At 43.3% G+C, this 26584-nt stretch carries 26 protein-coding genes and 3 pseudogenes; 19 read left to right on the top strand and 10 right to left on the bottom strand.

Annotated features, from left to right (window positions below; all coding sequences use genetic code 11):
- Positions 1–82: 82 nt before the first annotated feature.
- From B1A85_RS11900 to B1A85_RS11890, 4 genes are all read right to left on the bottom strand, one after another.
- Complete coding sequence (locus B1A85_RS11900; protein WP_104547122.1) at positions 83–979, bottom strand: alpha/beta fold hydrolase; 897 nt, start codon at positions 977–979, stop codon at positions 83–85.
- A 245-nt stretch (positions 980–1224) separates the two neighbouring features.
- Complete coding sequence (locus tag B1A85_RS24520; RefSeq protein WP_371681655.1) at positions 1225–1674, bottom strand: mechanosensitive ion channel family protein; 450 nt, start codon at positions 1672–1674, stop codon at positions 1225–1227.
- Positions 1675–1779: 105 nt separating this feature from the next.
- On the bottom strand, positions 1780–1962 hold the full coding sequence (locus tag B1A85_RS24515; protein WP_210404400.1) for a hypothetical protein: 183 nt from the start codon (positions 1960–1962) through the stop codon (positions 1780–1782).
- Positions 1963–2386: 424 nt separating this feature from the next.
- Entirely contained in the window at positions 2387–2662 is a 276-nt protein-coding gene (locus B1A85_RS11890; RefSeq protein ID WP_104547121.1) for a Calvin cycle protein CP12, read from the bottom strand.
- Positions 2663–3287: 625 nt separating this feature from the next.
- Here B1A85_RS11890 and B1A85_RS11885 point away from each other — a divergent pair.
- The 4 genes and pseudogenes from B1A85_RS11885 to B1A85_RS11870 all read left to right on the top strand — a co-directional run bounded on the left by B1A85_RS11885 (position 3288) and on the right by B1A85_RS11870 (position 7000).
- Positions 3288–3785 carry a DUF2231 domain-containing protein gene (locus tag B1A85_RS11885; protein ID WP_104547120.1) on the top strand — a complete coding sequence of 166 codons (498 nt, stop codon included), beginning with the start codon at positions 3288–3290 and terminating at the stop codon, positions 3783–3785.
- Positions 3782–4046: pseudogene (locus B1A85_RS11880) on the top strand (DUF2231 domain-containing protein); the annotation flags it as partial. The gene B1A85_RS11885 and the pseudogene B1A85_RS11880, both read left to right, overlap by 4 nt.
- An 836-nt stretch (positions 4047–4882) precedes the next feature.
- Entirely contained in the window at positions 4883–5791 is a 909-nt protein-coding gene (locus B1A85_RS11875; RefSeq protein ID WP_104547119.1) for a DMT family transporter, read from the top strand.
- Positions 5792–6079: 288 nt separating this feature from the next.
- A complete protein-coding gene (locus B1A85_RS11870) occupies positions 6080–7000 on the top strand; it encodes a hypothetical protein (RefSeq protein WP_104547118.1) in 921 nt (306 codons plus the stop codon).
- Here the strand turns inward: B1A85_RS11870 and B1A85_RS11865 are convergent.
- Complete coding sequence (locus B1A85_RS11865; protein WP_104547117.1) at positions 6997–7908, bottom strand: LysR family transcriptional regulator; 912 nt, start codon at positions 7906–7908, stop codon at positions 6997–6999. The two genes, B1A85_RS11870 and B1A85_RS11865, sit on opposite strands and share 4 nt — an antisense overlap.
- A 178-nt stretch (positions 7909–8086) precedes the next feature.
- Here B1A85_RS11865 and B1A85_RS11860 point away from each other — a divergent pair, with 178 nt between their 5' ends.
- From B1A85_RS11860 to B1A85_RS11830, 9 genes and pseudogenes are all read left to right on the top strand, one after another.
- On the top strand, positions 8087–8365 hold the full coding sequence (locus tag B1A85_RS11860; RefSeq protein ID WP_210404399.1) for a hypothetical protein: 279 nt from the start codon (positions 8087–8089) through the stop codon (positions 8363–8365).
- A gap of 33 nt (positions 8366–8398) precedes the next feature.
- Positions 8399–8545: a hypothetical protein gene (locus B1A85_RS23915; protein ID WP_168192390.1), complete on the top strand. Its 147-nt coding sequence runs from the start codon at positions 8399–8401 to the stop codon at positions 8543–8545.
- Between the two features lie 142 nt (positions 8546–8687).
- Entirely contained in the window at positions 8688–9527 is an 840-nt protein-coding gene (locus B1A85_RS11850) for an N-formylglutamate amidohydrolase (RefSeq protein WP_104547115.1), read from the top strand.
- 144 nt (positions 9528–9671) lie between these two features.
- Positions 9672–10988 (top strand): glutamate-cysteine ligase family protein, encoded by a 1317-nt coding sequence (locus tag B1A85_RS11845; protein WP_104547114.1) that lies wholly within the window; start codon positions 9672–9674, stop codon positions 10986–10988.
- Between the two features lie 61 nt (positions 10989–11049).
- Positions 11050–11442 (top strand): hypothetical protein, encoded by a 393-nt coding sequence (locus B1A85_RS11840; protein WP_210404398.1) that lies wholly within the window; start codon positions 11050–11052, stop codon positions 11440–11442.
- A 93-nt stretch (positions 11443–11535) separates the two neighbouring features.
- Positions 11536–13464: a DNA primase gene (gene dnaG / locus B1A85_RS11835; RefSeq protein ID WP_104547113.1), complete on the top strand. Its 1929-nt coding sequence runs from the start codon at positions 11536–11538 to the stop codon at positions 13462–13464.
- A 122-nt stretch (positions 13465–13586) separates the two neighbouring features.
- Positions 13587–13718: pseudogene (locus tag B1A85_RS26130) on the top strand (hypothetical protein); the annotation flags it as partial.
- Between the two features lie 62 nt (positions 13719–13780).
- Positions 13781–13846 (top strand): annotated as a pseudogene (locus tag B1A85_RS26125) (hypothetical protein); the annotation flags it as partial.
- A 21-nt stretch (positions 13847–13867) separates the two neighbouring features.
- Positions 13868–14479: a calcium-binding protein gene (locus tag B1A85_RS11830; protein ID WP_210404397.1), complete on the top strand. Its 612-nt coding sequence runs from the start codon at positions 13868–13870 to the stop codon at positions 14477–14479.
- 84 nt (positions 14480–14563) lie between these two features.
- Here B1A85_RS11830 and B1A85_RS11825 read toward each other — a convergent pair whose 3' ends face one another.
- On the bottom strand, positions 14564–15040 hold the full coding sequence (locus B1A85_RS11825; RefSeq protein ID WP_246841399.1) for a pentapeptide repeat-containing protein: 477 nt from the start codon (positions 15038–15040) through the stop codon (positions 14564–14566).
- Positions 15041–15112: 72 nt separating this feature from the next.
- Here B1A85_RS11825 and B1A85_RS11820 point away from each other — a divergent pair, with 72 nt between their 5' ends.
- Complete coding sequence (locus tag B1A85_RS11820) at positions 15113–15580, top strand: YraN family protein (protein ID WP_104547111.1); 468 nt, start codon at positions 15113–15115, stop codon at positions 15578–15580.
- A gap of 29 nt (positions 15581–15609) precedes the next feature.
- Here the strand turns inward: B1A85_RS11820 and B1A85_RS11815 are convergent, their stop codons facing one another.
- The gene (locus B1A85_RS11815) at positions 15610–15999 is read right to left on the bottom strand and encodes a hypothetical protein (RefSeq protein ID WP_104547110.1); all 390 of its coding nucleotides are present in this window, start codon (positions 15997–15999) and stop codon (positions 15610–15612) included.
- Positions 16000–16281: 282 nt separating this feature from the next.
- On the opposite strand from B1A85_RS11815, the gene queA reads away from it, so the two are divergent.
- The 3 genes from queA to B1A85_RS11800 all read left to right on the top strand — a co-directional run bounded on the left by queA (position 16282) and on the right by B1A85_RS11800 (position 20907).
- Positions 16282–17358 carry a tRNA preQ1(34) S-adenosylmethionine ribosyltransferase-isomerase QueA gene (gene queA, locus B1A85_RS11810; RefSeq protein WP_104547109.1) on the top strand — a complete coding sequence of 359 codons (1077 nt, stop codon included), beginning with the start codon at positions 16282–16284 and terminating at the stop codon, positions 17356–17358.
- A gap of 117 nt (positions 17359–17475) precedes the next feature.
- Positions 17476–20544, top strand: a complete 3069-nt coding sequence (locus tag B1A85_RS11805; RefSeq protein WP_104547108.1) for a tetratricopeptide repeat protein — start codon at positions 17476–17478, stop codon at positions 20542–20544.
- 141 nt (positions 20545–20685) lie between these two features.
- Positions 20686–20907 carry a hypothetical protein gene (locus B1A85_RS11800; RefSeq protein ID WP_104547107.1) on the top strand — a complete coding sequence of 74 codons (222 nt, stop codon included), beginning with the start codon at positions 20686–20688 and terminating at the stop codon, positions 20905–20907.
- A 9-nt stretch (positions 20908–20916) separates the two neighbouring features.
- On the opposite strand, the gene B1A85_RS11795 is transcribed toward B1A85_RS11800, so the two are convergent.
- Positions 20917–21987 (bottom strand): spore photoproduct lyase family protein, encoded by a 1071-nt coding sequence (locus B1A85_RS11795; RefSeq protein ID WP_104547331.1) that lies wholly within the window; start codon positions 21985–21987, stop codon positions 20917–20919.
- A 170-nt stretch (positions 21988–22157) separates the two neighbouring features.
- On the opposite strand from B1A85_RS11795, the gene B1A85_RS11790 reads away from it, so the two are divergent.
- Together B1A85_RS11790 and B1A85_RS11785 are read left to right on the top strand one after the other, a co-directional pair.
- On the top strand, positions 22158–23717 hold the full coding sequence (locus B1A85_RS11790; protein WP_104547106.1) for an NAD(P)/FAD-dependent oxidoreductase: 1560 nt from the start codon (positions 22158–22160) through the stop codon (positions 23715–23717).
- A 36-nt stretch (positions 23718–23753) separates the two neighbouring features.
- Positions 23754–24395, top strand: coding sequence for a transaldolase family protein (locus B1A85_RS11785; RefSeq protein WP_104547105.1), 642 nt, complete (start codon positions 23754–23756; stop codon positions 24393–24395).
- Positions 24396–24426: 31 nt separating this feature from the next.
- Here the strand turns inward: B1A85_RS11785 and B1A85_RS11780 are convergent, their stop codons facing one another.
- Together B1A85_RS11780 and B1A85_RS11775 are read right to left on the bottom strand one after the other, a co-directional pair.
- The gene (locus B1A85_RS11780) at positions 24427–25122 is read right to left on the bottom strand and encodes a TrkA family potassium uptake protein (protein WP_104547104.1); all 696 of its coding nucleotides are present in this window, start codon (positions 25120–25122) and stop codon (positions 24427–24429) included.
- A 117-nt stretch (positions 25123–25239) separates the two neighbouring features.
- Complete coding sequence (locus B1A85_RS11775) at positions 25240–26574, bottom strand: TrkH family potassium uptake protein (RefSeq protein WP_104547103.1); 1335 nt, start codon at positions 26572–26574, stop codon at positions 25240–25242.
- Between the last annotated feature and the right edge of the window lie 10 nt (positions 26575–26584).

Below are 26584 nucleotides of genomic sequence, written 5' to 3'. Positions count from 1 at the left end.
AAGCTAGCAACTTTGTTTAATATCATCTCTAGCCGAATCGTTACGCAGCTATGAATAGTTAGCGACTACTTACTAGTTATCCTCAAAGTTGACACAATTTATTTAACCATTCGACAATCACAGGATTGACTTTGTCAGGAACTTCATCGTGCGGACAATGTCCGGCGTTTGGAATAGGGACAACTTCAACAGGTTCGCCGCGATCGCGCATCGTTTCATAAATTTTTGCACCACTTATCGGTGTCCAAGGATCGTCCGCACCCCATACTACGAGTAAAGGACGCTTCACCTTTGGTAATAATTCAGCTGGACTAGGACCTGGAGGCGCGGTAATAATTGAAGCAAACACTTGTTGCGCGCCAGGATCGCACGCTGGTTCGTACAGCATATCTACAAGTTCATCGGTAACAGCATCAGAATTGCGGTAAACTTGCAGCAACGTGCGGCGAATCTGCGATTTTTGGCGAATGCGGTTAAAGATTGTTCTTCCTGTAATGCGCGATCGCACCAGTCGATTGAACCCCGCCATGAAAATGCGTAACGGCGGATTCAGTTCGTGCGGACGATGGCTTAAACCCCCCGCGCTGTTAATCAAAACTGCACCAGCGGCAATTTCCGGATGATTTGCGACTACCATTAAACTGAGTAACGCGCCGATCGAGTTACCAATAAATATTGCCGGTTCTTGAATGCGTGCTTCCCAAAAATCTTTAAGCAACAGTTCCCACACATCCAAAGTGTAATTCAGCGGCGGTTTACTCGATCCACCAAACCCTAGTAAGTCCAAAGCAAACACGCGATAGCCCGCATCGGCTAAAACAGGAATATTTTTCCGCCAGTGTCCGATACAAGCACCAAATCCATGAACTAAAACTAAAGGACGTCCTTCACCTTTAACGGTGTACTGAATGTCGTATCCTTGCCAGTTCCAGACTTGCTTTTCCAAGCTGCTAGTATACGGTATTTGTTGAGTAGTCACAGGTCTTTATTAAAATTTGTTAATCTCTACTTTTTATTAAATAACATTTTGGCTAAAAAATAGCCCTCTCACTTAGGAGTTATCAATTTTTGATTTCCGAAGCTGAGTGCGATCGCTTCACTGTCTGATTCTTTTCTGGCAGATAAACAGTTCTAACGGGGTACAGAATTTCAATTTCCTCTTGCTGATAACGGCGATGCAATCTTTTGATAAATTCATGCTTTGCCCGAAATTGTTCGCTAAATTCATCTACACGTAAAAAAAACTGTAAAATCAATACTAAAATCCCCAAAAGTATGAAATCTAATAAATGGCTCAAAAGTATTGCTGACTCCTAAAACATCGTGCATGACTTCTTTGGCTACAGCTAGTGTTACCTGTTCTACACGGTCAAGATCGCTATCATAGCTTACGCCTAAGTGTACTTGAATACTAAGTTCTTTTGCTGGCAAACAATAATTTGTAAAAATTGCTGAGCTTAACTTTGAATTAGGAACAATAATAGTACTATTAGGCAGTTCTTTAATTGTTGTATTACGCCAAGTGATGTCTGTTACGTATCCTTCTTGTCCGGTTTCCAACTTAACATAATCACCCGTTTTAACTTGTTTGGAAATCAATAAGTATAAACCAGAAAAAATATTTGCTAGAGTATCTTGAAAAGCTAAAGCAACGGCTAGTCCTCCAATTCCCAAAGTAGCTAGAATTGGAGTAATTTCAATACCAATAGTTTGGCGGATAATTAGTATACCAAAAACATAGATAATGATTCTAGTTAAATTAGAAAGGAGCGAGGCTGATCAGAAAGCTTTTTGACCATAAAGTGTAACAAAACCAACACTCAAGCGTGCCAAAAATACTGTCACTGAATACAGAAAAATGATAATTAACAGTTTTTGGATAATTCCAGCAATATTAGGAGCTATTGTCAAACTTAAAATAGCAGTATAAATCCCTGCAATGGCAAACCAAATAAAGGTCATTCCTTGCAGAGACTTAATAATTATTTCATTGATTTGTCGCTGAGTTCTGATAGCGAGTTTTCACAAACGAACTAGAATTGTTCTTTCACAAATTAATCCTGCTAATAAACCACCAATAACAAAAGCAAGTGGAACAATCCATTGCACCATTTTCTCTACAACCAATTCAGCTAGATTAAGATTATGGCAATGCTTGTTCCAAAAAGGTAGTAAACTTCCTGATTTATCTTAATTTTATCTAATTAACTTCTAGCTTTTGCTTTAGTAAAAGACTTTGATGTAGGCAAGAAATCGCTATTTAAGCAAATTTGAAGGTGCTACTGTGGATACAGCGATCGCACTACCCACTTAACCAACTCACCAGCATAAACGGTTGAGGGTAGTGCATTCTACTCGAGCAGCTTTTTGCAGAAGCATTTGCCACTTAAACGTCATAGAGGCGACACTCTGGCGCATCTGGATGCAAAGTGCAGTATTGTTCAAACGCAGAGAACGATTTTTTTGGGCGGCGAACCAATGCAGTGACTAATTCTTCTACGGTATCCCAGGCGACAGCAACCTCAGTTGAGCCAATTCCATACATTTGAGTGAGACGACGAGCATGTTCTAAAGCAGCTTGGAAAGACGTCTCCAAATTTCTGCCTTCAGCATGAGAAATTGCAGTTGTTGTAACTAATGTTTTTTCAGCGGTATAAGTCATTGAACTTCTCCTATGAAGTGTTGTTAGTTTTGCTTACTAATCTAACTTTAACAATAAACAAATACAATAGCTAGCCAAAAAATATATAAGTTTTTACTATAATTCATAGGATTTGCTTAACTGTACAGACACCAAGCTTGCGCGTTGAGAAGCTATAGCAGTTAGAGGGATGCTTAGGACATGAGAGAAGCCCAGAATCATTAGCTCTTCTAGATTCTAACCCTGACCTCTGACTTGTGCTTCCTGACCCTTGCTATAGAACGTTACTTCAGCTTTGCGAACTTTTCAAATTTCTCTCCTTATTAAAGTGACAAAGTGTCAATTATTCCATTCACAATTCCCACTCACCATATTTCAGCGAACGAATAGTGTAAACCTGCAATCTTCGCTAGGAAAACTAGCACGCTAACTATGTGTCACAAAAGCAAGAACACACTTCTTTCAGAAAGCGATTTTGTAGAATAAGCGAAGATAACGTGTAAACCAGAACTCTTGAAAGTTAAAAGCTGATGGCTCTATAGTCTAAGAGTTTATTCAACTTCAAACGTTCGTTCAGTTGAATTGCCTACATAATTTCTCAGTTCTACCTTATATAGTCACTTTTACTGCGTTATCTTAAAAACCTGTGTTTAATTATCTTCCGCTGCTCAACGAGCATAACTTTCCTTATCCCGATATCGTTCACCCAATTGTGGTGCATTTCGTGATTGCGATGGTGCTGTTTGCAGTGTTTTGCGATATCCTTGGGTATTTCACAAAAAATTCCAAGTTGTATGAAGTTAGCTGGTGGAATCTAGCCTTTGCTACGGTTTCAATATTCATTGCCATTATTTTTGGACAAATTGAAGCGGGTTTGGCAGAACCTTACGCAGCATCAGTTTCAACACTAAATGCTCATACAATTTTAGGCTGGTCACTTTCTGGAATTCTGGCGATCGTTACCGCCTGGCGCTATGTGATTCGATTGCAGGAAAAACCACAGTTACCAATTCCTTACCTCGCTGTGAGTGTATTGCTAGTTGGGCTTGTATGCGTTCAGTCGTACCTGGGTAGCTTACTCGTGTGGGTTTATGGTTTGCATACAGTTCCGGTGGTAGAAGCAATTCGAGGAGGTCTGTCATGAATCCAGACCTGCTGAAACAGTGGGATAGTTTAGGAGTTAATGGATTACCATACATCATTCCTATTCATCCGAATTTGGTGCATCTCACCTTGGGGTTATTTATTGTCGCGATCGCCTTTGATATTGTGGAAACGCTGTTTCCCGTCGAGAAAGCAATTTTTAAGTTTCTAGCGATCCCTGTAACTCGCTCCGTCACTATTTGACGTCGGTTGGTACAATCTTTTGGCATCAGCCATCATTACCTTTTTTAGCTGTACCGCTTGCGGATGTCAGAGTTCTGAGTTACCACGTTCTAAGCATCCCTTCAATTGCGATACATTCTTAAATATGTACTGTAAAAACGGTTGAGCTTTGGGGAATTGTTGCCAAGCCAACTTCTAAACGAGAAAGGTTTCTTTTCGTCTTTCTTGTTTATCTCTAATGAAGCTAAACACTCTTGCTGTAAACAGTGCATAAGCAATAGTCTGAGCATAGACATCTGCAAAGCTTTTTCTTTATCTGCGGTCAGTTGTCGTGTTGGCAGTAGTTCTGTTGTAAAACTTTTTAGCAGTTTGTGCAAATATTTATCTGTCTTTTCAGCTACATAACTTGAGGAATTGCCAGTTGGGCGCGCGGCTTCTATAGGTTTCTTTAAAACTCATTCCAAAAAAGGTTGATGCTGAAAATTAGGTCATCCCTCAGCAATAAATTGCACTTGCATCCGCTTTAACTTTAAAGTTTATTCGCGCGTCCTGCCAGTATATCGTGGATTGTTGATTGAGGATAAATGTTTTGAAAAGCATTTTCTCACATCTAAAAGCACAATACTTGTATCGTATTGAGAGAAAATAGCAAATGCCCTCAGTATAGCTACGCAGAGATGCATAAACTAGAAAAATTGCATAGAGATCGTTAAACCTTTAAAATATCACCGAGGTAAAAGTAAAAATCTGCTGAAAGCGAGTAGGTCGTGAAGAGCAAATTAACATGTGAATAATCAAGTTAACACTGAATAACTCTGTACTAGATTAAAAGCAGTCAAAATAAAAGTTTTGCCCGCTAGACAAAATTCAAAGCTCAACAAATACGGGTAAGGTATCCCTTACTCAAAACTTCAAATGTCATTTTTATCTTTAAACTTGAACTTAACAGGTGAATTCGCCGCTTTAGCTGCTGCTTGCTTGTGGGCAGTAGCTTCTGTCATCTATAGCCGCGTCGGACAAACTATTCATCCTCTCGAACTCAACTTATTCAAAGGCGCGATCGCCGTTGTTCTTCTTTTGTGCACAATATTTATAAGTGGCGACGTCCTCCCTGCATTGGCGTTTAACGATTACTTCTTCTTTATACTAAGTGGCATGTTGGGCATCGGTCTTGGCGATTCTGCATTCCTGACTGCCCTGAAATACCTCGGTGCGCGGCGAACACTGCTTATGGAAACCTTAGCACCACCGATAACTGCAATTTTGGCGTTGCTCTTTCTTCAAGAACAATTGAGTTTTGCTGCTTGGTGCGGTATTATACTAACTATTCTGGGAGTAGCGTGGGTATTAAGCGAAAGAACTCCTGGAACGAGCACGCACCACTCAACTCATTTATTACGCGGTATCAGTTTTGGCATTTTAGCAGCGATCGCGCTAGCAACAGGTGCGGTGCTTTCGCGAGCAGTTTTCACTACGACAACAGTTAGTTCGTTGTGGGCTGCACTGTTACGCTTGAGCGGTGGATTATGTATTATTATACCTTGGGTGGCATTGAAAACACGCAGTTCAGGACTGAAACTACCTACACTCCGCGCGATCGCTGCAATTTTTATCGCATCCTTTACCGGAACTTACCTCGGAATTTGGCTGCAACAAACCGCGATTCAATTTACAGCTGCAGGAATTGCGTTAACACTGACTAATACAAGTCCTTTATTTGTCCTACCACTAGCAGCCGCAATGGGCGAACGAATTAGTTTCAGGGCGATTGCCGGTGTAGGAATTGCGATCGCAGGAATTACCGTTTTGTTTTATCTGCAATAAGACTCAAGAGCGCATAACAATTCTTGGTCGTTCATTTATGCACTACTAATTTTATGAGTTTAAAAAGGCGCACAGATTTTGTGAAGCCGCGCCATCACGTGCTAGGTTAGCGGTTAAATTTGCTCAAAAACAAAGAAAATCCAAGATTGATGAAAAAATTCTCACTATTTTTATGATTTACTCACAAAAGCACTTAATTTACCAAGTTTATTCAAAGATTTCATCAAAGCTCTAGCATTTTAGAAAGAATTACTTAGGCTAAACTACGTAAGTATTTCTGCTAAATTTATGCTGTTGATCAATCATCGACTCAGGCGCAGTCACGAGAAACTGCAGAACCTGTTGTTACGAGTTCGCCTCAAAGTCAAGCCTTACTACATGTATTCTGTTAAAAACCCAAAGTGGTTGTTAATGTTTTTGTTCTCGCGATTTCAGGTAATTCGATCGCATATCAGCATTTTTTATCCCCAAGCAGTACTTGAAGAATATACCGAATCTATTTTTGAAGCTCTTGATGTAGAAGCTGTGGTTCAAGCACTACAAACAGATGGCTTATATTTAGGAATTCAACTACCGACAACGATTATTGAAGAAATTTTAGCGTTTACAAAGTGCGAACCGTGTTTTGCCAACTTCGATCCACAGCTGATGTTTTATGTTGAGGAGAAAGAGTTATGGCAACAAAAGTATGGTAACTTAGTCGTCAGCGACTATGTAGACCCTGAAAGAAATTGCTGCGCCATCGAGAAGATTACTCAAGACTCTAAGTTACTCAAAATCGCAGCTGCGTACTTTAATGCCAAACCTGTATTTACAGGATCGCGGCTGTGGTGGAGTTTTGCAACAAATGCCAATTTTCAGGAGAGACTAAACTTTGCGCAAGAGTTGTTTCATTACGATCCGATTGACTATCGTTCGCTTAAATTTTTCTTTTACTTAAGTGAAGTTGATGCAGCGAGTGGAGCGCATGTTTGCGTTCGCGGAAGCCACAAAAACAAAAAGATTACACATCAACTAACGCTGTTTATCGGTCGTAGCGATCGCGATATCAGCCAATACTATCCTCAAGAAGACATTTTAACAATCTGCGGTAACGTTGGTTTTGGCTTTGCCGAAGATCCCTTTTGTTTTCACAAAGGAACGCCACCAGCGCAACGCGATCGCCTGATGTTACAAATCGAGTACTGCTTAAATAATTATCATTTTTAAACCGCTGTGCGCAGTGCAAAGCGCTTTGCTTTCATCAGTACATCTAGAAACGCAAAAACAGCAGGTGTTTGCAGTGTATTTGCCAACACCGCCACTCCGATAATTCTTTCGAGGGGAATCGGTAAAGTACACGCTTGTACTCCAGGCGGTAAGGGTTCGGCGGCTAATCGTGGCAAAATTGCCGCACCCAATCCTTGCACAACCATACTAACAATTGTTGAATCTTCGCGAACTTCATACGCAATGTGCAGAGGACAGTCAGAGAAGCGTAGATGGTTGCGAATTCTAATCGAGCAAGTATTTGTCGAAGGGACAATTAAAGGATACGCGGCTAATTGCTTCCAGCTGATTTGTTTGGTACTCGTGGGAGCAGTTGGCGGTAGTAACACAATATAATCATCGCGCAGTAATTCCCAAGTTTCAAATTCATCACTTGCAGGAAGATAAGTAAAGCCAAGATCTGCATGACCTTCCCGCAAAGCTTGCTCGACGTCAATGTAATCATAATGTTCAGTAATTGTGACTGCAATCTTCGGAAAATGCTTGCGAAACTCAGCAATAACTGCTGGTAAAATGTGCGTTGCGACACTTCGAAAACAACCAATTCTTACTTGACCGCCGTGCAAACCTTTTTCGAGATTTGCTTCTTTCGCCATTGTTTCGAGTAATTGTAGTACCTGGCGGGCATGGGCAATAATTCGTTCTCCCACGGGCGTTGGATGCGCCCCATGACGCCCCCGTACGAGTAAAACAACGCCTAGATCTTCTTCTAAAGCCGCGATCGCGTGACTAACCGCTGACTGCGATATCTCTAAGTGCAGCGCAGCTGTACTAAAATTTCCGCGTTCCGCAACTGCGACTAACGCCCGTAACTGCGAGAGCTTAATTTTACTAGTAATGTCACTCATAGCACTCCATACAAGCAACGTCTATTCTCGCAATCATTTGCAAGTCATGCCATCCCCTAGATATGAATTTTATTCATGCATGTCATGCATAAATTGCTTGGATTGTCAAGAAAAAGCTTGTTAGAGTGAGGTTGTTAAGAGAAGTAAAAAAAGTGATGTGAGGTCATGAAGATTTGGTATGAAGAATTCGATGAGTTCCTTTGAGCGAGAAAGACTGGAATTTCTCTATCATCAACCGACAGTAGAAGCCAAAACTGATTATCTTGCACCTTTAAAAAGCATTTGGCAGCGATTTATCAATTATCTCAATACGCAAAACGAACTACAAGTTTGGCAGAGTTCAGATCGCTACGGTAATACGTGGTGGAATGCTTGCGATCCGAGAACAGGTCGCACGGCAAAACGCAGTTCTGAAGCTGAAATGCGCGCCTGGATTGAACAGCAGTACTACCAATAATTGGCATTGATTATTCACCAAGGAGAAAGAACCATGATGTTTTCAGATCGCAATCAATCATCGCTCAAAGTAGAGAAACAGCAAAAAATGCACCATCCCCTGCTGCGACCGCTGATTAACTTCTGGAAGTTTAGCTGTTACTATGCAGATTACAAAGCACGCATTTGGGATGTTAAATAGAGTCCTTAACAGCAACTCGCCCCCAGTCCGCACTGGGGTTTTTATTTAGATAGCGATCGCCGCAACTTGTTACCGTCGTTACATTTATTAACCTCCAGTCAAGCGAGAATAAAAAGCTTACATTAGTCCTGTGGGGTAGTAGATGACATCACGTAGCTGGGCATTAACACAAGGAGATGGACCAGTCGTTGCTGTTGCGTTGCATGACGGTCACGACGTTCGCGAAGAAGTCGCCCCGTTACTCAGCGTTACCGAAGCGGATCGCTGGCGCGAAGAAGATCCATACACCGCGCACTGGACAAAAATTGCCGATACCAGAATTGTTGCACGGCGATCGCGCTTTGAATTCGATTTGAATCGCCGCCGCGACAAAGCCGTGTATATTAAACCCGAAGATGCTTGGGGATTAAAAGTTTGGAAAACAAGACCGCCCCGCGCGATCGTAGAGCGTTCATGGGCAGAACACGACGCCTTCTATGCGATGTTAGAACAAGTCTTAAGCGATATCGAACGTCGTCACGGTCGCTTTGTTGTATTTGAACTACATACTTATAATCACTTACGTTTTGGACCTAATTCACTACCCGCCGATCCGCGCTACAATCCAGAAATCAATATTGGTACAGGAACGCTGAATCGCCAGCGTTGGGCACCTGTTATCGACCGCTTCACGCAAGACTTACGAGCCTTCAACTTTTTGGGTAGACATTTAGATGTCCGCGAAAACATTAACTTCTCTGGTGGTTACTTTCCGCGCTGGGTGCATCAAACTTTTCCCGATTCAGCGTGCGTTTTATCGATTGAAGTCAAAAAGTTTTTCATGAACGAATGGACAAACGAAGTAGACATCGTGCAACTCGATGCAATTCGCCAGGCGCTGCAATCAACTGTTCCAGGTATCCTGGAAGCTTTACATCAAGTCGATGCAAAAGTTGTCAATAATACTTATCAATCCGCGAGAATCTACGCCAGCACTTTCTAAAACTCTCATTACGGGAAGCTGCTGATGCGTCTAATCGTCCTTGTCAAAGATTGAACGATAAAATTAAACCAGCCCTATATAGATAAAATTGAGACTAGATCGGAGGAAGGCTAAGATAAAAATGCCTTCTACGAGGTTTGAGGCATGAGTGTAGAAGATCGGCGGATTGGGCTTGAGCAAGAATTTTTTCTAGTAGACGAACGTGGTGTCATTTCGCATAGCGGTGATGAATACTTGCAGCGCTGTCAAGAAGTTGCAGCAGCCGAAGGACGCAATCCGCAACACTTTGCGCCGGAATGGGTAAAAAGCATGGTGGAGATTAATACACCACCCGCGTACAGCGTCACAGAGTTAGCAACAGAATATCTAAGTAATCTCAAGGTAGCGCTCAAGGTAGCTAAGGAAATGAGTCTCAGACTTTATCCCTTGTCTACCTACCCGCTGCACGTCATGCCGACAATTCGCAATAAGTTATGGTATCACGTGCAAGTCCGCACGATTGGCTTTGACCGTTTTATGCACGCGGCACGGTGTACGGGAACGCACATTCATTTAGATTTGCCAGCAGGAATTATTGACCGCCGTGTAGGCGTGTCTTACAATTCTACACCCCAAGCACGCGAAGAACTGTTGAATATTTACAATTTGGCAACAGCGTTAGATCCATCGCTAATTGTCCTATCGCGGGCGTGTCCTTTTTACGAAGGACGCGTCATGAGGTTTGCTGCACATACCGTACGTTATCGCGGTAGTGAGGTTTTTGGCTGGGAAGGAGTGTATACGCATTTGCAATCTGTAGGTGGGCTACAGCCGTATGCAGCAGATATTGAAGAATTAGTCGAATTACAGTTTGCACGGTACTACTCTTGGTTAGCCGCAATGGACAAAGCGGGAGTTGAAAGACATTTGTTTAAAGAAGCTGGCGGAAATCTCCTCAAAGCAGCGTGGAATCGCGTGCGACTTAATGGCATTGGTACGGTAGAGATGCGCGGAACCGATAGCAATTACCCCCAAGTGATTTTAGCGATCGCTACGCTCCTTTATCACGCAGCACATCGCGTGCGCGCAGAACATTTAACTGTCAAACCAACAGAGGGACTACGCACCTTTGAGTTGAACGGCGACATCCTCGCTGTACCAGATTTTCGCTATCTTGATGGTGATTTGCTTTATGCTGCGGTGACGGAGGGCGTTAAGAGTACTGAAGTTGTAGCGTACTTAGATTCGATTCTTGATTTTGTCCTCCAAGAAGGCGGTGAAGGCGCGCACTATCTCAAAACATTAAGATCTTCGCTCGGAGAATACCAAACTACCGAAGCCGAAATTCTGCAAGAGTTTTTCCCCACCACCGAAGAGATTTCGCAAGAAGATGGATTGCGCCTAGTACTTCAGTGTTGCGACAAATTAGAACAGCAAGTCGCCTTGCTAGAACAATCGCATCTAGAAATGCTTGCAGAGTAAAACAAGCATAAAGCCGATACAATCAATCTCTGATGGGGCAGTAGGGAGTTTCGCTCGTGTTATGGTGCTTCGATTGATAGCGATCGCGCTTTTATTCGTTTTATTGACAGCGTGTAGTGATGGAATGCAACCAAGCGATAAACTTGTCCAACAAGCGATCGCGCTGCAACTAGAACAAACGCAACAGCAACTTAGCAAACAACTCGGCGTCGATTTCCAAGGCTTAAAAGTCGAACACGTCACCATTGCGCAACGCGAACCATTAGAAATTCAAAGCTTACCTGCCTATCGCGTTCGCGGTACGTACGACCTCACGCTCAAACTACCACGTACGTTGACACAAAGACAAAATAGCTTTGATGTTTACTTGCAACGCCAGCAAGAAGGTAAGACATGGCGGCTTTTGATTCCGCAAAAAGATCCGTCAACTTGGTTGAGCTATTTAATTCGATAATGGTAATAGGTAAGCGGTAATGGATAATTCATAATAAGTATTCTTACTAGTTACCAATTACCAGCCTTGCTCAAATACTGCTCTAATCAGTCAATGCAAATTCCGCGCCTGCATCCAGACACAATTGAGGAAGTTAAGCAACGAGTTGATATCGTTGACGTGGTATCAGAATACGTTGTTCTACGCAAGCGTGGTAAAGATTATGTGGGTTTGTGCCCTTTCCACGACGAGAAAACGCCGAGTTTCAGTGTTAGCCCGACCAAGCAGATGTATTACTGCTTTGGCTGCAATGCTGGGGGAAACGCCATTAAGTTTTTGATGGAAGTTGGGAAAAGTTCGTTTAGTGAAGTTGTTTTAGATTTAGCGCGGCGCTACCAAATACCCGTACAAACCCTCGCCCCCGAACAACGCCAAGAACTACAGCGTCAGTTGTCGTTACGCGAACAACTTTACGAGATTTTGGCGATCGCTGCTCAATTTTATCAACACGCCTTACGCCAACCCCAAGGAGAAGCCGCACTAGAGTATTTGCAATCGACACGCAAACTCAGTTTAGAAACCATTCAGCAGTTTGGTTTAGGTTATGCACCGACAAGTTGGGAAACGCTTTATCGTTATTTAGTAGAACAAAAGCACTACCCCGTACAACTACTAGAACAAGCGGGGTTAATTCGCCAACGACAATCAGGAGATCGTTACTACGATTATTTCCGCGATCGCTTGATGATTCCAATTCACGATCTTCAAGGGCGCGTCATTGGTTTTGGGGGGAGAAGTTTAGGCGACGAGCAACCTAAGTATCTCAACTCGCCAGAAACTCAATTATTCAACAAAGGCAAAACGCTATTTGCCCTCGATAAAGCCAAATCAGCAATTGCGCGCGCGGATCGAGCGATCGTTGTCGAAGGCTATTTCGACGCGATCGCCCTCCACGCCGCCGGAATTACGAACGCAGTGGCTTCTCTTGGGACAGCGTTGAGTTTAGACCAAGTACGCCAATTGTTACGATACACCGAATCAAAACAACTCGTACTCAACTTTGATGCTGATACGGCGGGAACTCAAGCCGCCGAACGGGCGATTGGTGAAATTGCAAATCTTGCCTATCGCGGCGAAGTTAGTTTGCGAATTCTCAATCTACCCGAAGGTAAAGACGCTGATGAATATCTACACACTTACACGCCCAAACACTATCGCGAACTACTCAATAATGCTCCGTTGTGGTTAGACTGGCAAATACAACAAATCGTAGCAAACCGCGACTTGAAGCAAGCGGATCAATTTCAGCAAGTCGCCCAAAAAATGGTGAAGTTGCTCAAGTTAATTGCGAATAGCGACACGCGCAATCATTATATTTTCCGCTGCGCTGAGTTACTGAGTTTGGGTGATTCGCGCCGGATACCCCTACAAGCTGAAACTCTGTCGCAGCAAGTCGCACCCGTTCAAAGCAACCGCACGCCCCAACCGGTTAAAAAGCAACAAAAATCACAAGCATTTCCTCTAACAAGCGATCGCAGTCTCCTCGAACAAGCTGAAGCTTTACTATTACGCATTTACCTGCATTGCCCCGAACATCGTCAAGCAATTACTGAAGCTTTACAAGCGCGAGATCTGCAATTTAGTCTCTCGCACCATCGCTTTTTATGGCAACAAATTCTAGCAGAAGCTGCTGAAAATAGCCCAGTAGCATCTGACGCATCAGACCCCTTGTTCTCGCGCCTCCAAACCCGCTGCTGGCAATTCGAACGCGAGATGGCTTTGATATCACACCTATTTTACTTAGATGAGAAAACCGAACGCGATCTTTTGCGTGCAACTCAAGGAGTACAAGCAGCGATCGCGTGTATGGAACGCGTGATGTGTGAAAAACGCTATCGCTTGTATCTCGAACTTTGGGAAGCGATCGACCCAAAAGAAGACCCAGAGCGATCGCGATCGTACTACGAACTCCTCTACACCGAACAGCAACGCTTACAACAATTAGATCGACAACGCCAATTTTCACTCACCGATTTGATTTAGTAGCACATACCTTCTTGCCTCTTTTTTCTGCGACACCACTGCATAAAACTAGAACGCCACTCCTATATACCTACAGAGCATGCGAAATCAACAAAACGCAGCGCTCATAAACTACAGCATTTATGGATTTAGGAGTAAACACAATGGCTAATATCAACGGCACCATTTTCGATGACAGCATCAATGGTACAAACTACAGCGACAACATATTTGCCGATAACGGTAATAACTATGTTGACGGTAAAGATGGCAATGATGTCATCGATGGCTGGAATGGTAACGATACTCTGACGTACTATACGGCTATAGCGGTAACGACAAGCTATACGGTGAAGCCGACAGTGATACACTGTATGGCGAATCTGGTAACGATTTACTTGACGGTGGTTCCGGCGCGGATGCAATGTATGGCGGTACAGTTAATGATACATACATCGTCGATCGTCTTTACGATACTGTTACCGAGTATCAAAATGTTGGTACTGATACCGTTAACTCCTCTGTTAGTTTTACCCTCGGTTCGCATGTCGAAAATCTTACCCTCACAGGCTATGACGCGATTAGCGGTACTGGTAACAGCTTAAATAACAAAATTGTCGGTAATAATGCTAATAACTTCATTGATGGCTTGTCTGGTAACGATAAACTTTACGGAAATGCCGGAAATAATACTTTACTAGGTTACTCTGGCAAAGACTATATTGAAGGAGGTGCAGGCAACGATCGCATTGTTGGTGAATCGGGTTACGACACACTGGTAGGTGGCGCAGGCGCAGATACTTTTGTTTTCTACTCTCCCTATGACGGTGTCGATACAATCAAAGATTTTAAGTACGTAGAAGGAGACAAAATTGAAGTTTCAGCATCTGGATTTGGTATTACGCCAGGTGTCAATCAGTACGATGGTTTTAATTTCAACAGCAGCACCGGTGCTTTAGCGTTCAACGGCACGCAGTTTGCCACGCTGCAACTTGGTTCAGGCTTTGTTCCTAGCTTGGACATTACCATTGTTTAAACACAAGTGTTTCAAGAACTTCAGGCAATCCAGGTGCAGGATTGCCTTATTTTTATGCAGTTGCTCAATGACATACAAGTCGCTTTAAAAACACATTAAAGTTGCTCGCGTTTCTCGCCCTGTTGTCGGGTTGGTACCTTTAGCTACCTTGCACAGTTTTGCTTGTTCGTCGCGGCGCAATAGCACGTCAGTAAAGTCGGCACCATCAATTACCGCATTATCAAACTTAGCATTTGCGGCAAAGGCGCCTTCCAAAACTGCATCTTTTAAGTTAGCATTACTCAATCGCGCTGAATCTAACGTTGCATTCGTCAAATTTGCACCTTCTAAATTGGCTGATTCTAAGTTAGCAGCAAATAAACTGACACCTTCTAAATTCGCATGGCTGAAATTGCTGTTACGCAAATTGGCATGATTAAAACTTGAGTCGGTTAAGTCACGCCCTGAAAAATCAGAGTTTAATAAAATTTCTTTGTTGTAATCAAGCGCGATCGCACTGGGAATACTTATATACAACAGTGGAGACGCGATCGCACATAAGATTAGCACGCAAATCGCCATCCAGCGACACACTCTGAATATTTTCTTTACCATCCGATCCTCGCGCATATAAACTATTCTTATTCTCAGCCGATGACAATCCCTCCTACTTCTTATTATCCCGATATTGGTGTATTAGGAGAAGACCTCGTTGCACATTGGTTACAATTGCAAGGCTGGAAAATTTTGCACCGTCGCTGGCGCTGTCGTTGGGGCGAACTCGATATCGTCGCCCAACAAGAATCTACCACTCCATTCGTTACTTTTGTCGAAGTCAAAACTCGTAGCAGCGGCAATTGGGATGCAGGCGGGTTGTTGTCTATTACATCACAAAAGCAAGCTAAACTTTGGCGAACAGCGACTTTTTACTTAACTCAATACCCCGACTTAAGCGTCTATCCTTGTCGCTTTGACGTCGCTTTAGTGTACTGTCAACGCTTTAACACTGATTCGCCACCAGCAACAAATAAGCCAGCAATCTTTGAATCGCTGGCACTACAAATGAGAAATACTAAATTTAAATTACTCTTGCAAGAATACATTCCCGCAGCATTTGAGTAAAATTTCAGAAACTACAACAGCCTCAACTGCTAAGCTAAAGTTTCTGGACAGTAACCTAATCCTCGGACAAATTGCTGACGAAAAGCTTCAATCTCTTCGCGCTCTGGGCTACCATGAGATACTATGGCAACTTGATAGCGACGCATAACATCAATCGGCGATTGTCCAGCTTCTAAGCTCCATAGTGCCATGTTGACACGCATGGGAGGTTCGTAGGGAATTCCCAGTTCATTGAGAAATGCCCGAAAGTCTCCATCATCTTGAGGATTCAAGGGCGAGTTCATTTTGACTTTTACCACCCAGCCATCAATTTGATGGATCACAGTTACAAACCTAACCGATAGATGCTGCACTTTGTGTAGATATTCAACAATCCTCAAAGTGAGGCTGGCGTTTGCGAGGTAGTAAAGGTATTCCATGTCCGTGGTTGGGAGACGCACCAATCCGACACTTCTATTGTGCCGAAGGTAGGCGCTTCATTAATAGGGGAAAACCACCCAATTTAACCTGGGTAGATTTACCCAATTAAATATGTAAGTATGAATTGTAAAAAATTAGCAAAAAATCTACAAAACTACGGTATTAAAAAAAAACAAGGTGTGCCTATAAACAATGTAAAAGCTGCGATAGCTTAGCGAGATCAGTAATAATACGGATTTTCGAGTTGAAAACAGCAATGCTGTAATGTTTACCTCAGAACTATGTTGCGACAATTACCTGCTCAAGAACAAGACCGCTTATTATCTGCATACGACTATGAGTTACCTGAAGAACTTATTGCCCAAAATCCCGCAGTTCCTAGAGATAGTGCGCGTCTATTAGTTGTCGATTCCACACGCCACAGCCATCATCGATTCTACGAGTTGCCGCAACTACTGCAACCAGGCGATTTACTCGTAATGAACAACACAAGGGTGATACCTGCAAGACTATATGGGCGTAAGCAAAGTGGTGCTGCTGTTGAGGTATTACTCTTAGAAGAACGCCAGTACAATCAATGGTTAGCTTTAGTCAAACCAGGAAGGCGTTTACCGCCAGGTGCAACGATTGTATTTTCAGGAAACGCACCTGAGTCTTTAAGTGCCACTGTCTTAGAAACTGATACAGCAACGGGGGGACGAGTGTTGCAATTTGACGTTCCGCAAGGAATGTCTTTAATTCAAGTGTTAGATAAATACGGACAAGTGCCTTTACCGCCTTATATCACCAATTCTCAAGCCGCTAGCGAACAATATCAAACAGTCTACGCCGAGCAACCTGGTGCTGTTGCGGCTCCGACAGCTGGGCTGCATTTTACTCCAGAGTTACTCGCGCGCCTAAAAGAAACAGGAATTCGTACCGCTTTTGTGACGCTACACGTCGGCGTGGGAACCTTTCGCCCTGTCGAAGTAGAAGACATCACAAGGCACGAAATGCACGGAGAATGGGCAGAAGTAAGTGCAGATACTGTTGCGCAAATTCGCGAGACGCAAGCCCAAGGCGGGAGAGTGTTTGCAGTGGGTACCACAGTGGTACGCTCGCTAGAAGGTGCCGCAGTTTCCGGAGAATTGCAACCTTTTTGCGGCAAAACCGACTTATTTATTTATCCTGGTTATCAATGGCGCGTTGTCGAAGGATTAATTACAAATTTTCATCTGCCTAAGTCTAGTTTACTGATGCTGGTAAGTGCATTAATTGGACGTCAGCGTCTTTTAGAGTTGTACAAAGAAGCGATCGCCCAGCGCTACCGCTTTTATTCATTTGGAGATGCGATGTTGATTTTACCGCAATTTGAATAAATCTGTTGAGTTGCTTTCTTGACAATTGAGCGTAAAAATCGAAAATAGACGTCAATTTTGATTAACCTGGAAAAGATACCGCGATCGCGAAAAGTGGATCAGCAGGCAAAGGGAACTATGAAGCGCAAGCAAAAACAGATTTTAAAATGTCTATCACGCGACAGTGGCGTTTTTCTGTCTACTTTTTTACTGTCGGTTGGTGCTGTTGGTTTTGCTAGCGCCGAAGCCTTTATTCCCGATGCTTCTGAATCCAAGGCGGAAAAAACTGTTTTGGCGCAACTTCAGCCACAATCTCCTCCAACAGCGCCGGGAAATGCACAGGCAATAACGCTGACAAATATCTTACTTGCAACATTAGTGGTGCTACTAGGCGCGGCGTTAGTTTCGCTGTTTATCTTACGCAAGTCCGTCATTCGCGGTGTAGCCGATATTGTGATCGTGCGGCTGAAAGAACTTGAAGACGTTCAAAACGGAATCGCTAACGCCGATCGCAAAATTCAGGGTATCTTACAAGATGCAGAAGAAATCTTAGACGAGATTAACCACGAAGCCGAAGAGTTACAGCAAGAAATTACTGCACAACGCGAAAATTTATCTCAAGTACTCGCTAGTCTTTCCCAATCGCAGCAACAAGCAACAGCAAAATTAGAGAATCAATTCAAAGCTTCAGCACAAGCAATTAAAAAGCTAGAAAATGAGTTTGCGGCTCAATTAGCAAGTCTCAAGCAACAAACGCAGCAGCAACAAACTTTAATTTTACAGAATCTCAAACAGCTACAAGATGACTTTTCACCGCATCTTTTAGAAATTAGAGATGAGCTTCAAACGCAAAAAGAAACAGTCCTACAAAATTTAGAACATTCCCGCGCAGAGTTAATCAACCAATTAACACAAATTCAGCAACAAACTGAGCAGCAACGCGATAAAATCTGGCAAAATTTAGAACAAATTGTATCTGAGTTTGCCCCTCAACTTTCAACGCTCCACGCCGAAGTTCAAGCACAAAAAGATACTGTTATTCAAAATCTACAACGCTCAGAAACTGAATTTAACGAGCAATTAGCAAAAATTCAAGAACAATTACAAACACAACGCAGTAATATTGCGCAAGATATCGAACGATTGTTGGCAGAGTTTAGTCCGCAAATTTCTGAAATTCAATCAGAAATTCAAGAACAAAAAAATGTCGCACTAGAAAATATGCGACGATCAGAAGTAGATTTAGCAGAACAGCTACAACAAATTCAGCAACAAGCCCAACAACAATACGATGAAACGCTGGATAATTTAGAGCAACTAGCGTTAGGTTTTAGTCCAGATGCATCAGAAATTCAAGCGGAAATTCAAGAGGAAAAAGACGCGATTATTCAAAGTTTGCAGCAAGCAAGAAAAGAATTTGCCGTGCAACTTGCGCAACTTCAGCAACAGGCACAAAAACAGCGAGATTTTTTAATAAAAAATCTAAAGAAACAAGCGTCAGAATTTGTCCCGCAACTAACAGAAATGCAAGCTGATGTGCAAGACGAAAAAGATGCAGCCATACAAAGTATTAGACAAACAGAAGCTGAGTTTGCCTCGCAAATTTCCGAACTACAATCCGAAATTCAAGAACAAAAAGGCGAAACTGTCTATCAACTAGAAGGTATAGAAACTGAGATAGAAGAACGAATTGCGGCTTTGCAAGATGAAGTGCAAAAGCAACAAGAGCTTATCAGAAAAAATCTAAAGCAGCTAGAAGAAAATTTAGCACCGTATCTATCAGAAATTCAAACGGATGCTGTAGAGAAACTACAGCAACAAAAAGATGCGATGATAGAGGATTTGCAGCAACTCCAGACAGAAATTGCCGAGCAAATCAAAGAATTTCAAGCGCGGATGCAAGCACAAATCGAGCAAGAAATTCAATCGCTGCGATCGCAAGCAACCGACTTTGCAACTCAAGTCAGCGATTCGCAATCAGGAGTACAATCGCAGCAAGAGGCTACCATTGAAAACCTCGAAAAATTAGCTTCCGAATGGTCAAACCAACTCGCAGCACTGCAGTCAGAAATTACCAATCGCAAGGAAATAACGCTAGAAAACCTCGAAAGACTAGAAAACAGACTAGAAACAGAACTAGCTGAGGTTAAATCGGATGCACAAGCGCGAAAAGAGCAGATTCTTCAACAATTAGCAGAAATTACGCCAGCGTCAATTGCTGAAGCGGCATTATCCGAAGTTTCACAACAAATTCAAGCGCTATCCGAACAGTTGGAATTGCTCAAAACCAACTATCCGCAGTTATTCATGCGTCCTGATGATTATATCAATCAGGGAAATGCGTTATTCGCCGAAGGACGTTATCAAGAAGCGATCGCCGCCTACGAACAGGCGCTAGAAATTCAACCGAATAACCCAGATGTGTGCTATCAGCAAGGTTTAGCTTTGTGGGAACTCAAGCAATACGAGTCAGCGATCGCCGCGTTTGACAAAGTCCTCGAAATCAAGCCTGATGACGCAGCAAGTTGGTATCATCGCGGGCTAGCGTTGAAAGAACTAAAAAGATACGAAGGCGCATTTGCCGCATTTAGTCAAGTGATTCAAGTTCAACCAGAGAATAGCGATGCGTGGTTTAATCGCGGGATTGTTCTCAGTCGGATGAAACGCTATAAGGATGCGATCGCATCGTACGATAAAGCGATCGAAATCAATCCAAACCATCATCTCGCGTGGGTCGATCGCGGGGTAGCCTTAGGCAAACTGCAAAACCACGAAGAAGCTTTTCAATCGTTCGATCGCGCGGTACAAGTCAAACCAGACGACGCGGTAGCTTGGATGAATCGCGGTATGGCGTTAGAAGTTCTTGAAAGATTAGAAGATGCGATCGCATCATACGATAAAGCGATCGAATGCGATCCCAACTACTACAAAGCTTGGAACGCTAAAGGCTATTTACTCGTTCAACTAGAGCGCGATCCAGAAGCTTTAGAATGCTTCGATCGAGCTTTGCAAATTCAGCCAGACTATCCTAATGCGTATTACAACAAAGCAATTTGCTACGCCTTCCAAGGACAAGTCAAATTAGCCCTAGAGAACCTCCAAAAAGCAATTGAACTCAATCCCAAGTATCGCGCCGAAGCCAGCAGCGATCCTGATTTTGAAAGTATTGCCAATACTCGCGGTTTTCGACAGTTAGTTGAAGGGTAATAGATGAAGTAGCTTCAGGCGCAAAGGGGCTTCAGGAGAAATGATGATTACCTATTTTATTAGTCCGCGCACCATCTAGAACTTTGTTTATCAAGCTGCGACAGGAGTCGCCAGGCGTTTTCAGTGAGGATGATACCGTAAATGCAACGAGACAAAATGTTATGGCTAACCAAAGGAGTCGCAGGGTTACTCTGTGTTGGCTTTGGCTTGAGTGTCTTTGGGGAAGCTTTAAGCCGCAAAATCAACGGTGAAGGTTGGTTCTGGATCGGGACACTCAGCCTTGTATTATTCAACTTTGGTTTATGCTTGATGTTTGATAGCCATAACCACCAGCTGCGCATGCAGCAGCGTAGAATTGACTAGCTTCACGCATTATGTCCAATACAGTATCCGCGCTTCAGGAAAACGTCGTGCAATTTCGCGTTCAAAAAAGCGGCGTAGCGTTTTCATGTCGTCGGTATCATAAACATACTTTGTACCGCCAAACTTGTTACGCTTAACGCTTCGCTTGTCTTCCTCCATATCAAGCTTCGAGTGCGGATACCAAGTCTGTAAGACTTCCTTTGACTTAGGCGTGAACCGATGCGAAATTAACTCAAACGTCAAATCGCAACTAAAGTCCAAAGTTGTACTTATTTCATCAAATAGCCGCGTGTAGTGCAATTCCCAATCGTCAATGAGCATAATTGGTGCAATAACGATACCGACAGGATAACCACCACCGCCTTGACTGTGTGGTAAAGCTAATTTGCGTAAGGCTTGCAGGCGCGATGACACAGATGCTGTACCGCCTTCAAACCGTCCTGAAACGGGTGCAGCATTAACACTGACACGACACCGAGTATGTCCATTGTGCGGCAAGTCGATTAACTCATCAACTGCGTCAAACTTAGAAACCCAACGGAGGTGAGCATTGCTGCGCGTACCAAAGTAGCGAATACACTCAGCTAAACTACCTGTGAGGTGTTCGATACCGAGTGGATCGGTGTAACAACTCACTTCAAACGTTGTTGCGGTATCAAGGCGTTCGTAGGTTGCCAAGTTTTCTAGAATTTGCGGTAAGTTAGCAAATACGCGAATTACTGGTGGACCTTGGAGACTACCTGCAAGATAACAATATTGACAATGTGCTGGACAACCTTCTGCAAGGTGAAATTGCCAATCGGCTGAAGGGGGAATTGGGCTTAGCTTGAAATGACTCGGTGGCGCGGTGACGACGGCAAGTGTCCGCTTAGCGATTTGATACGTCTCGCGTTCAGAATCACCCCGTAAACCTGAAAGGCGATTTTGGGGTAGTTCCTCAATAGGTAAGTTAAGTGCTTGTACGCGTGATAAAATTTGTTGTCCCCACGGTTGATCGAGTGCCGCAGGTGTAAATAAAACACGCTCTGGCATCCATAAGCGCGAAGAGTGTGCTGCTGGTTTAGTTAAAAGACTTGTCATTACGAAGCTTGTCGCTGTGATTGACATACTTCGATCTTAATTGCTACACAAAAGACTTATCAGCAAATTCTGTAGCGGGTTTTACGCTATTTATTGTCGCAATCGCTCCCTAGATTCTGGCAGATGGCAATTACAATTATTGTCAGCAGTTACCCCAAAAAGCACCCAAAATGTTTTCTCATGCAAATGCTGATACAGATGTGATTATCATTGGCAGTGGTATTGGTGGTTTAAGCTGCGCCGCATTACTCGCACGCTATGGCTTTGCGGTGACAGTTTGTGAAAGTCACTCGATTCCTGGGGGTGCAGCCCATGCGTTTGAGCGTCAGGGCTTTAAGTTTGATTCAGGACCATCACTCTACTCAGGTTTATCATACTCGCCTTCGCCGAATCCTTTACGTCAAGTCTTAGATGCGATCGCCGAAGAACTTCCCTGTGTTCAATACGATACGTGGGGTTGCTGCTTACCTGAAGGTGATTTTGATACGACTGTTGGTGCTGAGCAATTTTGTGAAGTTTTAGCAAGGTTGCGCGGCGATCGAGCTGTCGCTGAGTGGCGCGAGTTACAGCGCGTCATGGAACCGCTTTCGCAAGCGGCGATCGCTTTACCGCCAACGGCATTACGTTTCGATCTTGGTGCAATACTTACCGTGGGACAATTTATTCCGGCGATCGCTCCTCACGCTACAAATATTTTTAAACTCACTGGACCCTTCTCGCGCATTATCGATGATGTTGTTCGCGATCCTTTTATCCGTAATTGGCTAGACTTACTATCCTTTCTACTTTCTGGACTTCCTGCGGATAGCACCAGCGCTGCTGAAATGGCATTTATGTTTGCTGATTGGTATCGCCCAGGTGTCAAATTGGATTACCCCATTGGGGGTAGCGGGGCGCTCGTTGCGGCTTTGGTAAGAGGATTTGAACGTTATGGTGGTAAGCTGCAACTAAACGCACACGTTGAGCAAATACTTGTCGAAAATAATCAAGCTGTAGGAGTGCGACTGCGTGGTGGGAAACAACTGCGATCGCGGCGGGCGGTAATTTCCAATGCCTCGATTTGGGATACACTCAAGCTGTTACCGCCTGAAACTCTACCAAAATTCCGCAAACAGCGCCAAGCAACTCCTGAATGTGATAGCTTTATGCATCTTCATCTAGGAATTGATGCGACAAATATACGCTCTGATTTAGCTTGTCACTACATTGTCGTTAACGATTGGGAACGAGGAGTTACTGCACCGCAAAACGTTGTGCTGATCTCGATTCCATCATTACTCGATCCGTCGCTTGCACCCGCAGGAAAGCACGTTATTCACGTTTATACGCCTGGAAACGAACCGTATGCAATCTGGGAGAAAATGGATCGTCGCACGCAAGCTTACACGCAACAAAAGCAAATTCGCGCCGAAGTGATGTGGCAAGCTTTAGAACGCATTATTCCTGATATTCGCTCGCGTTGCGAAGTCACCTTAGTAGGTACGCCCCTAACCCACGAACGCTATTTACGTCGTCATCGCGGTTCTTATGGTCCTGCAATCGCTGCAGGTGAAGGCTTTTTCCCAGGATCGACAACGCCGCTACCAGGTTTATTGTGCTGCGGAGACTCAACATTTCCTGGAATTGGTTTACCCGCAGTCGCCGCTAGCGGTGCGATCGCTGCCAATACCCTCGCCCCTGTTACCAAGCATCTTGAATTACTGCGGGATATCAGGGTTAGCAAAGCTTAGGCTAGGTTAAGAGAAGTCGTCGATAAGAGAGAGAATATGGCAATTTATCTTGATTCAGCATTAGTATCTGAAGCTGAAATCGCTGATAAACTCGGTTGGGTAAAAGGAATTACGACAAATCCCACATTGCTAGCAAAAAGCGATTTACCGCCAGAAACGACACTCAAAAAGCTGACAGCACTAACTTCAGGACCTGTTTTTTACCAAGTAACAGCACGTGAACTTGCAGCTATGCTCAACGAAGCGAGAAAGGCGCGTGAAATTATTGGTAAACAAACAATTTTAAAAATTCCGGCAACATCGGTAGGATTTCAAGCTGTAGCGCGTTTATCTTCCGAAATTGATTGTTCTGTAACGGCAATTTATAGTGCAGCCCAAGCCGCGATCGCGAGTGAAGCTGGTGCGAAAATGGCGATCGCCTACGTCAATCGTGCAACTCGCTTGTTAGGTGACGGTATTGCCTTAGTGCGCGATATGGCAAGTGTCTTGAAAAATAGTAAAACTGAAATTTTGGCAGCGAGTATCAAATCTCCCCAAGAAGCCGCTGCTGCTATTCAAGCCGGAGCAAATCACCTCACACTACCTTTAGCAATGTTACAAGCAATGACAACGCATGAGTTTTCCGAAACAACCGTCGAGGAGTTTACTCAAAATGGTATTGGGTTAAATCAATATTGAAGTGACAATGAGTTGATCCTTAACCTCTACACTAGATTGGCAACCGATTGATATCTCGATTAGACCCAATCACAACCATGGCACTTCCTTTTTCAAGGCGATCGCTTGGATCGGGATTAATCACGAACTTACCATTGTGACTGACAGCGATAAGATTTAAGCCATAGCGACTGCGAAGTTTCAAGTCAGCGATCGTTTTGCCGTGAAATTCATCAGGAACAATGATTTCTACAATACTATTATCAGGGTCGAGGTCAAAGCGGTCTAAAATTGATGGTTTTGTGAGCGATCGCGCTAGCGCACAACCTGCTTCATACTCTGGAAAGACAACGTGATCGGCTCCCACGCGCTGAAGCAACTTATAGTGAACTTCCGAAGACGCTTTCGCAACAACGTGGGGAACACCACCTTCTTTGACATTTAACGTAGTCACTATGCTTTCTTCAAGATAGTTACCGATTGCAATAATCACTGTATCAAATTCAAAAACTCCCGCCTCTTTTAGTGCTGTGGGTTGCGTCGAATCGAGTTGAACGGCATGAGCGGCGATCTGATCCGTCAAGACTTGAGCAACTCTTTTTTCGTCAATATCCGTTGCTAACACATCGTAACCTAAATGGTACAGTGTCGAACATACTGCTCTCCCAAATCGTCCTAGTCCAATCACCGCGAATTGATGATTACCTTGGCGCAAACTGCGGAAAAAACCTAAAGAAGATAGATTCACGCTCGATCCCTTCAACAAGAAATGTTGTACGATTCAAACCATGTTTAAAACGCTTGATTTCTACCCTAGCAGTGTCTGGTTCGCTTCGTAACTAGATATCAGATAATTCTTCTATAACTAACCTACTAATAAGTTTTCTTCAGGATAGTGAATGGCGCGCGGGCGCGGATCTCCTAACAGTGCAGCCATCAGTAGCAAAATCCCTACTCGTCCTACATACATTGTCACGATTAAGATAAGTTTACCAGCGCCAGAAACACTCGCTGTAATTCCAGTTGATAATCCTACTGTAGCAAAAGCAGAAACAACTTCAAAAAAGATTTTGATAAAGTTAACTGCCGGATCTGTAATCGAGATTAAGATTGTTGCCAAAATGACAGTTGTTGTTGAACCAACGACAACACCAATAGCTTTTAATATTAATGATATTGGAACTTGTCGCTGATACATTTCGACTTCTTCTTTACCTTGTAAAATTGCTTTAGTACAATTTGCCAATACTCTAGCTGTTGTTGTTTTGATACCACCGCCAGTACCACCAGGGCTAGCACCAATGAACATTAAGGCAATTGTTAAAAAGAGTCCCGCAGTTGTCATACGACCAATATCAATAGTATTAAAACCTGCGGTTCGGGTTGTAACTGATTGAAACCAAGCTAAAACTAACTGATTGCCAAAGCCGATATTACCAAAGGTTTCAGGGTTTCTCAGTTCAATAAATAGAAAAGATATTGTACCTGTAATAAGCAATGCCAATGTTGTACTTGTTGCTACTTTAAAGTTAAGCGAAAAAACTGTACGATAAGGTTTCCTTAAAAAGCGATCGCGCATCCACAAGTACATTTCAAATATGACTGGATAGCCAATACCACCAAGAATAATCAACAGCGAAACAGGAATAATTAAAGGTAAATAAAACTGATAGCGTACGTAGCTATCAGGAAATAAACTAAATCCTGCATTATTCCAAGAATTAATGCTATGAAAAATGGCTAACCACAAAGCTTGATTGAATTCATAATCAGCGTTGAATGTTGGTAGTAGCAATAAAACCCCTGTAATTTCCATAACAGCAGTTAAAGCAATTATGGAACTCAAAATCTGCGTGCTACCCTGAATTCCTGGACGGTCTAAAGAGCGTTGAATGGCGATTTTATCTTTGAGGCTAAATCTCCGCCCTAACAGTAGTAAAAGAAAGGTGTTGGCTGTCATGTAGCCAAGTCCACCAATTTGTACCAACATTAATAAAAAAAGCTGACCCCAGAATGAAAAATAGGTTCCGGTGTCTTCCACAGCTAACCCTGTAACGCATACCGCAGAAGTTGCAGTAAACAAGGCAACAATTGGATCGTTCCACGTCCCACTGCTCGTCGAAAAAGGCATCATCAATAAAAGAGTTCCGACCGCAATCACAGTGAGAAAACCAAGACAAATCGAGCGAGAAACAGTCATAGGTAGAGAA

This window comes from Chroococcidiopsis sp. TS-821 (genome assembly GCF_002939305.1).
Classification (GTDB): Bacteria; Cyanobacteriota; Cyanobacteriia; order Cyanobacteriales; family Chroococcidiopsidaceae; genus Chroogloeocystis.
Note: the sequence above shows the minus strand (reverse complement) of the source record. Positions and strands in the feature narration are given on the sequence as shown.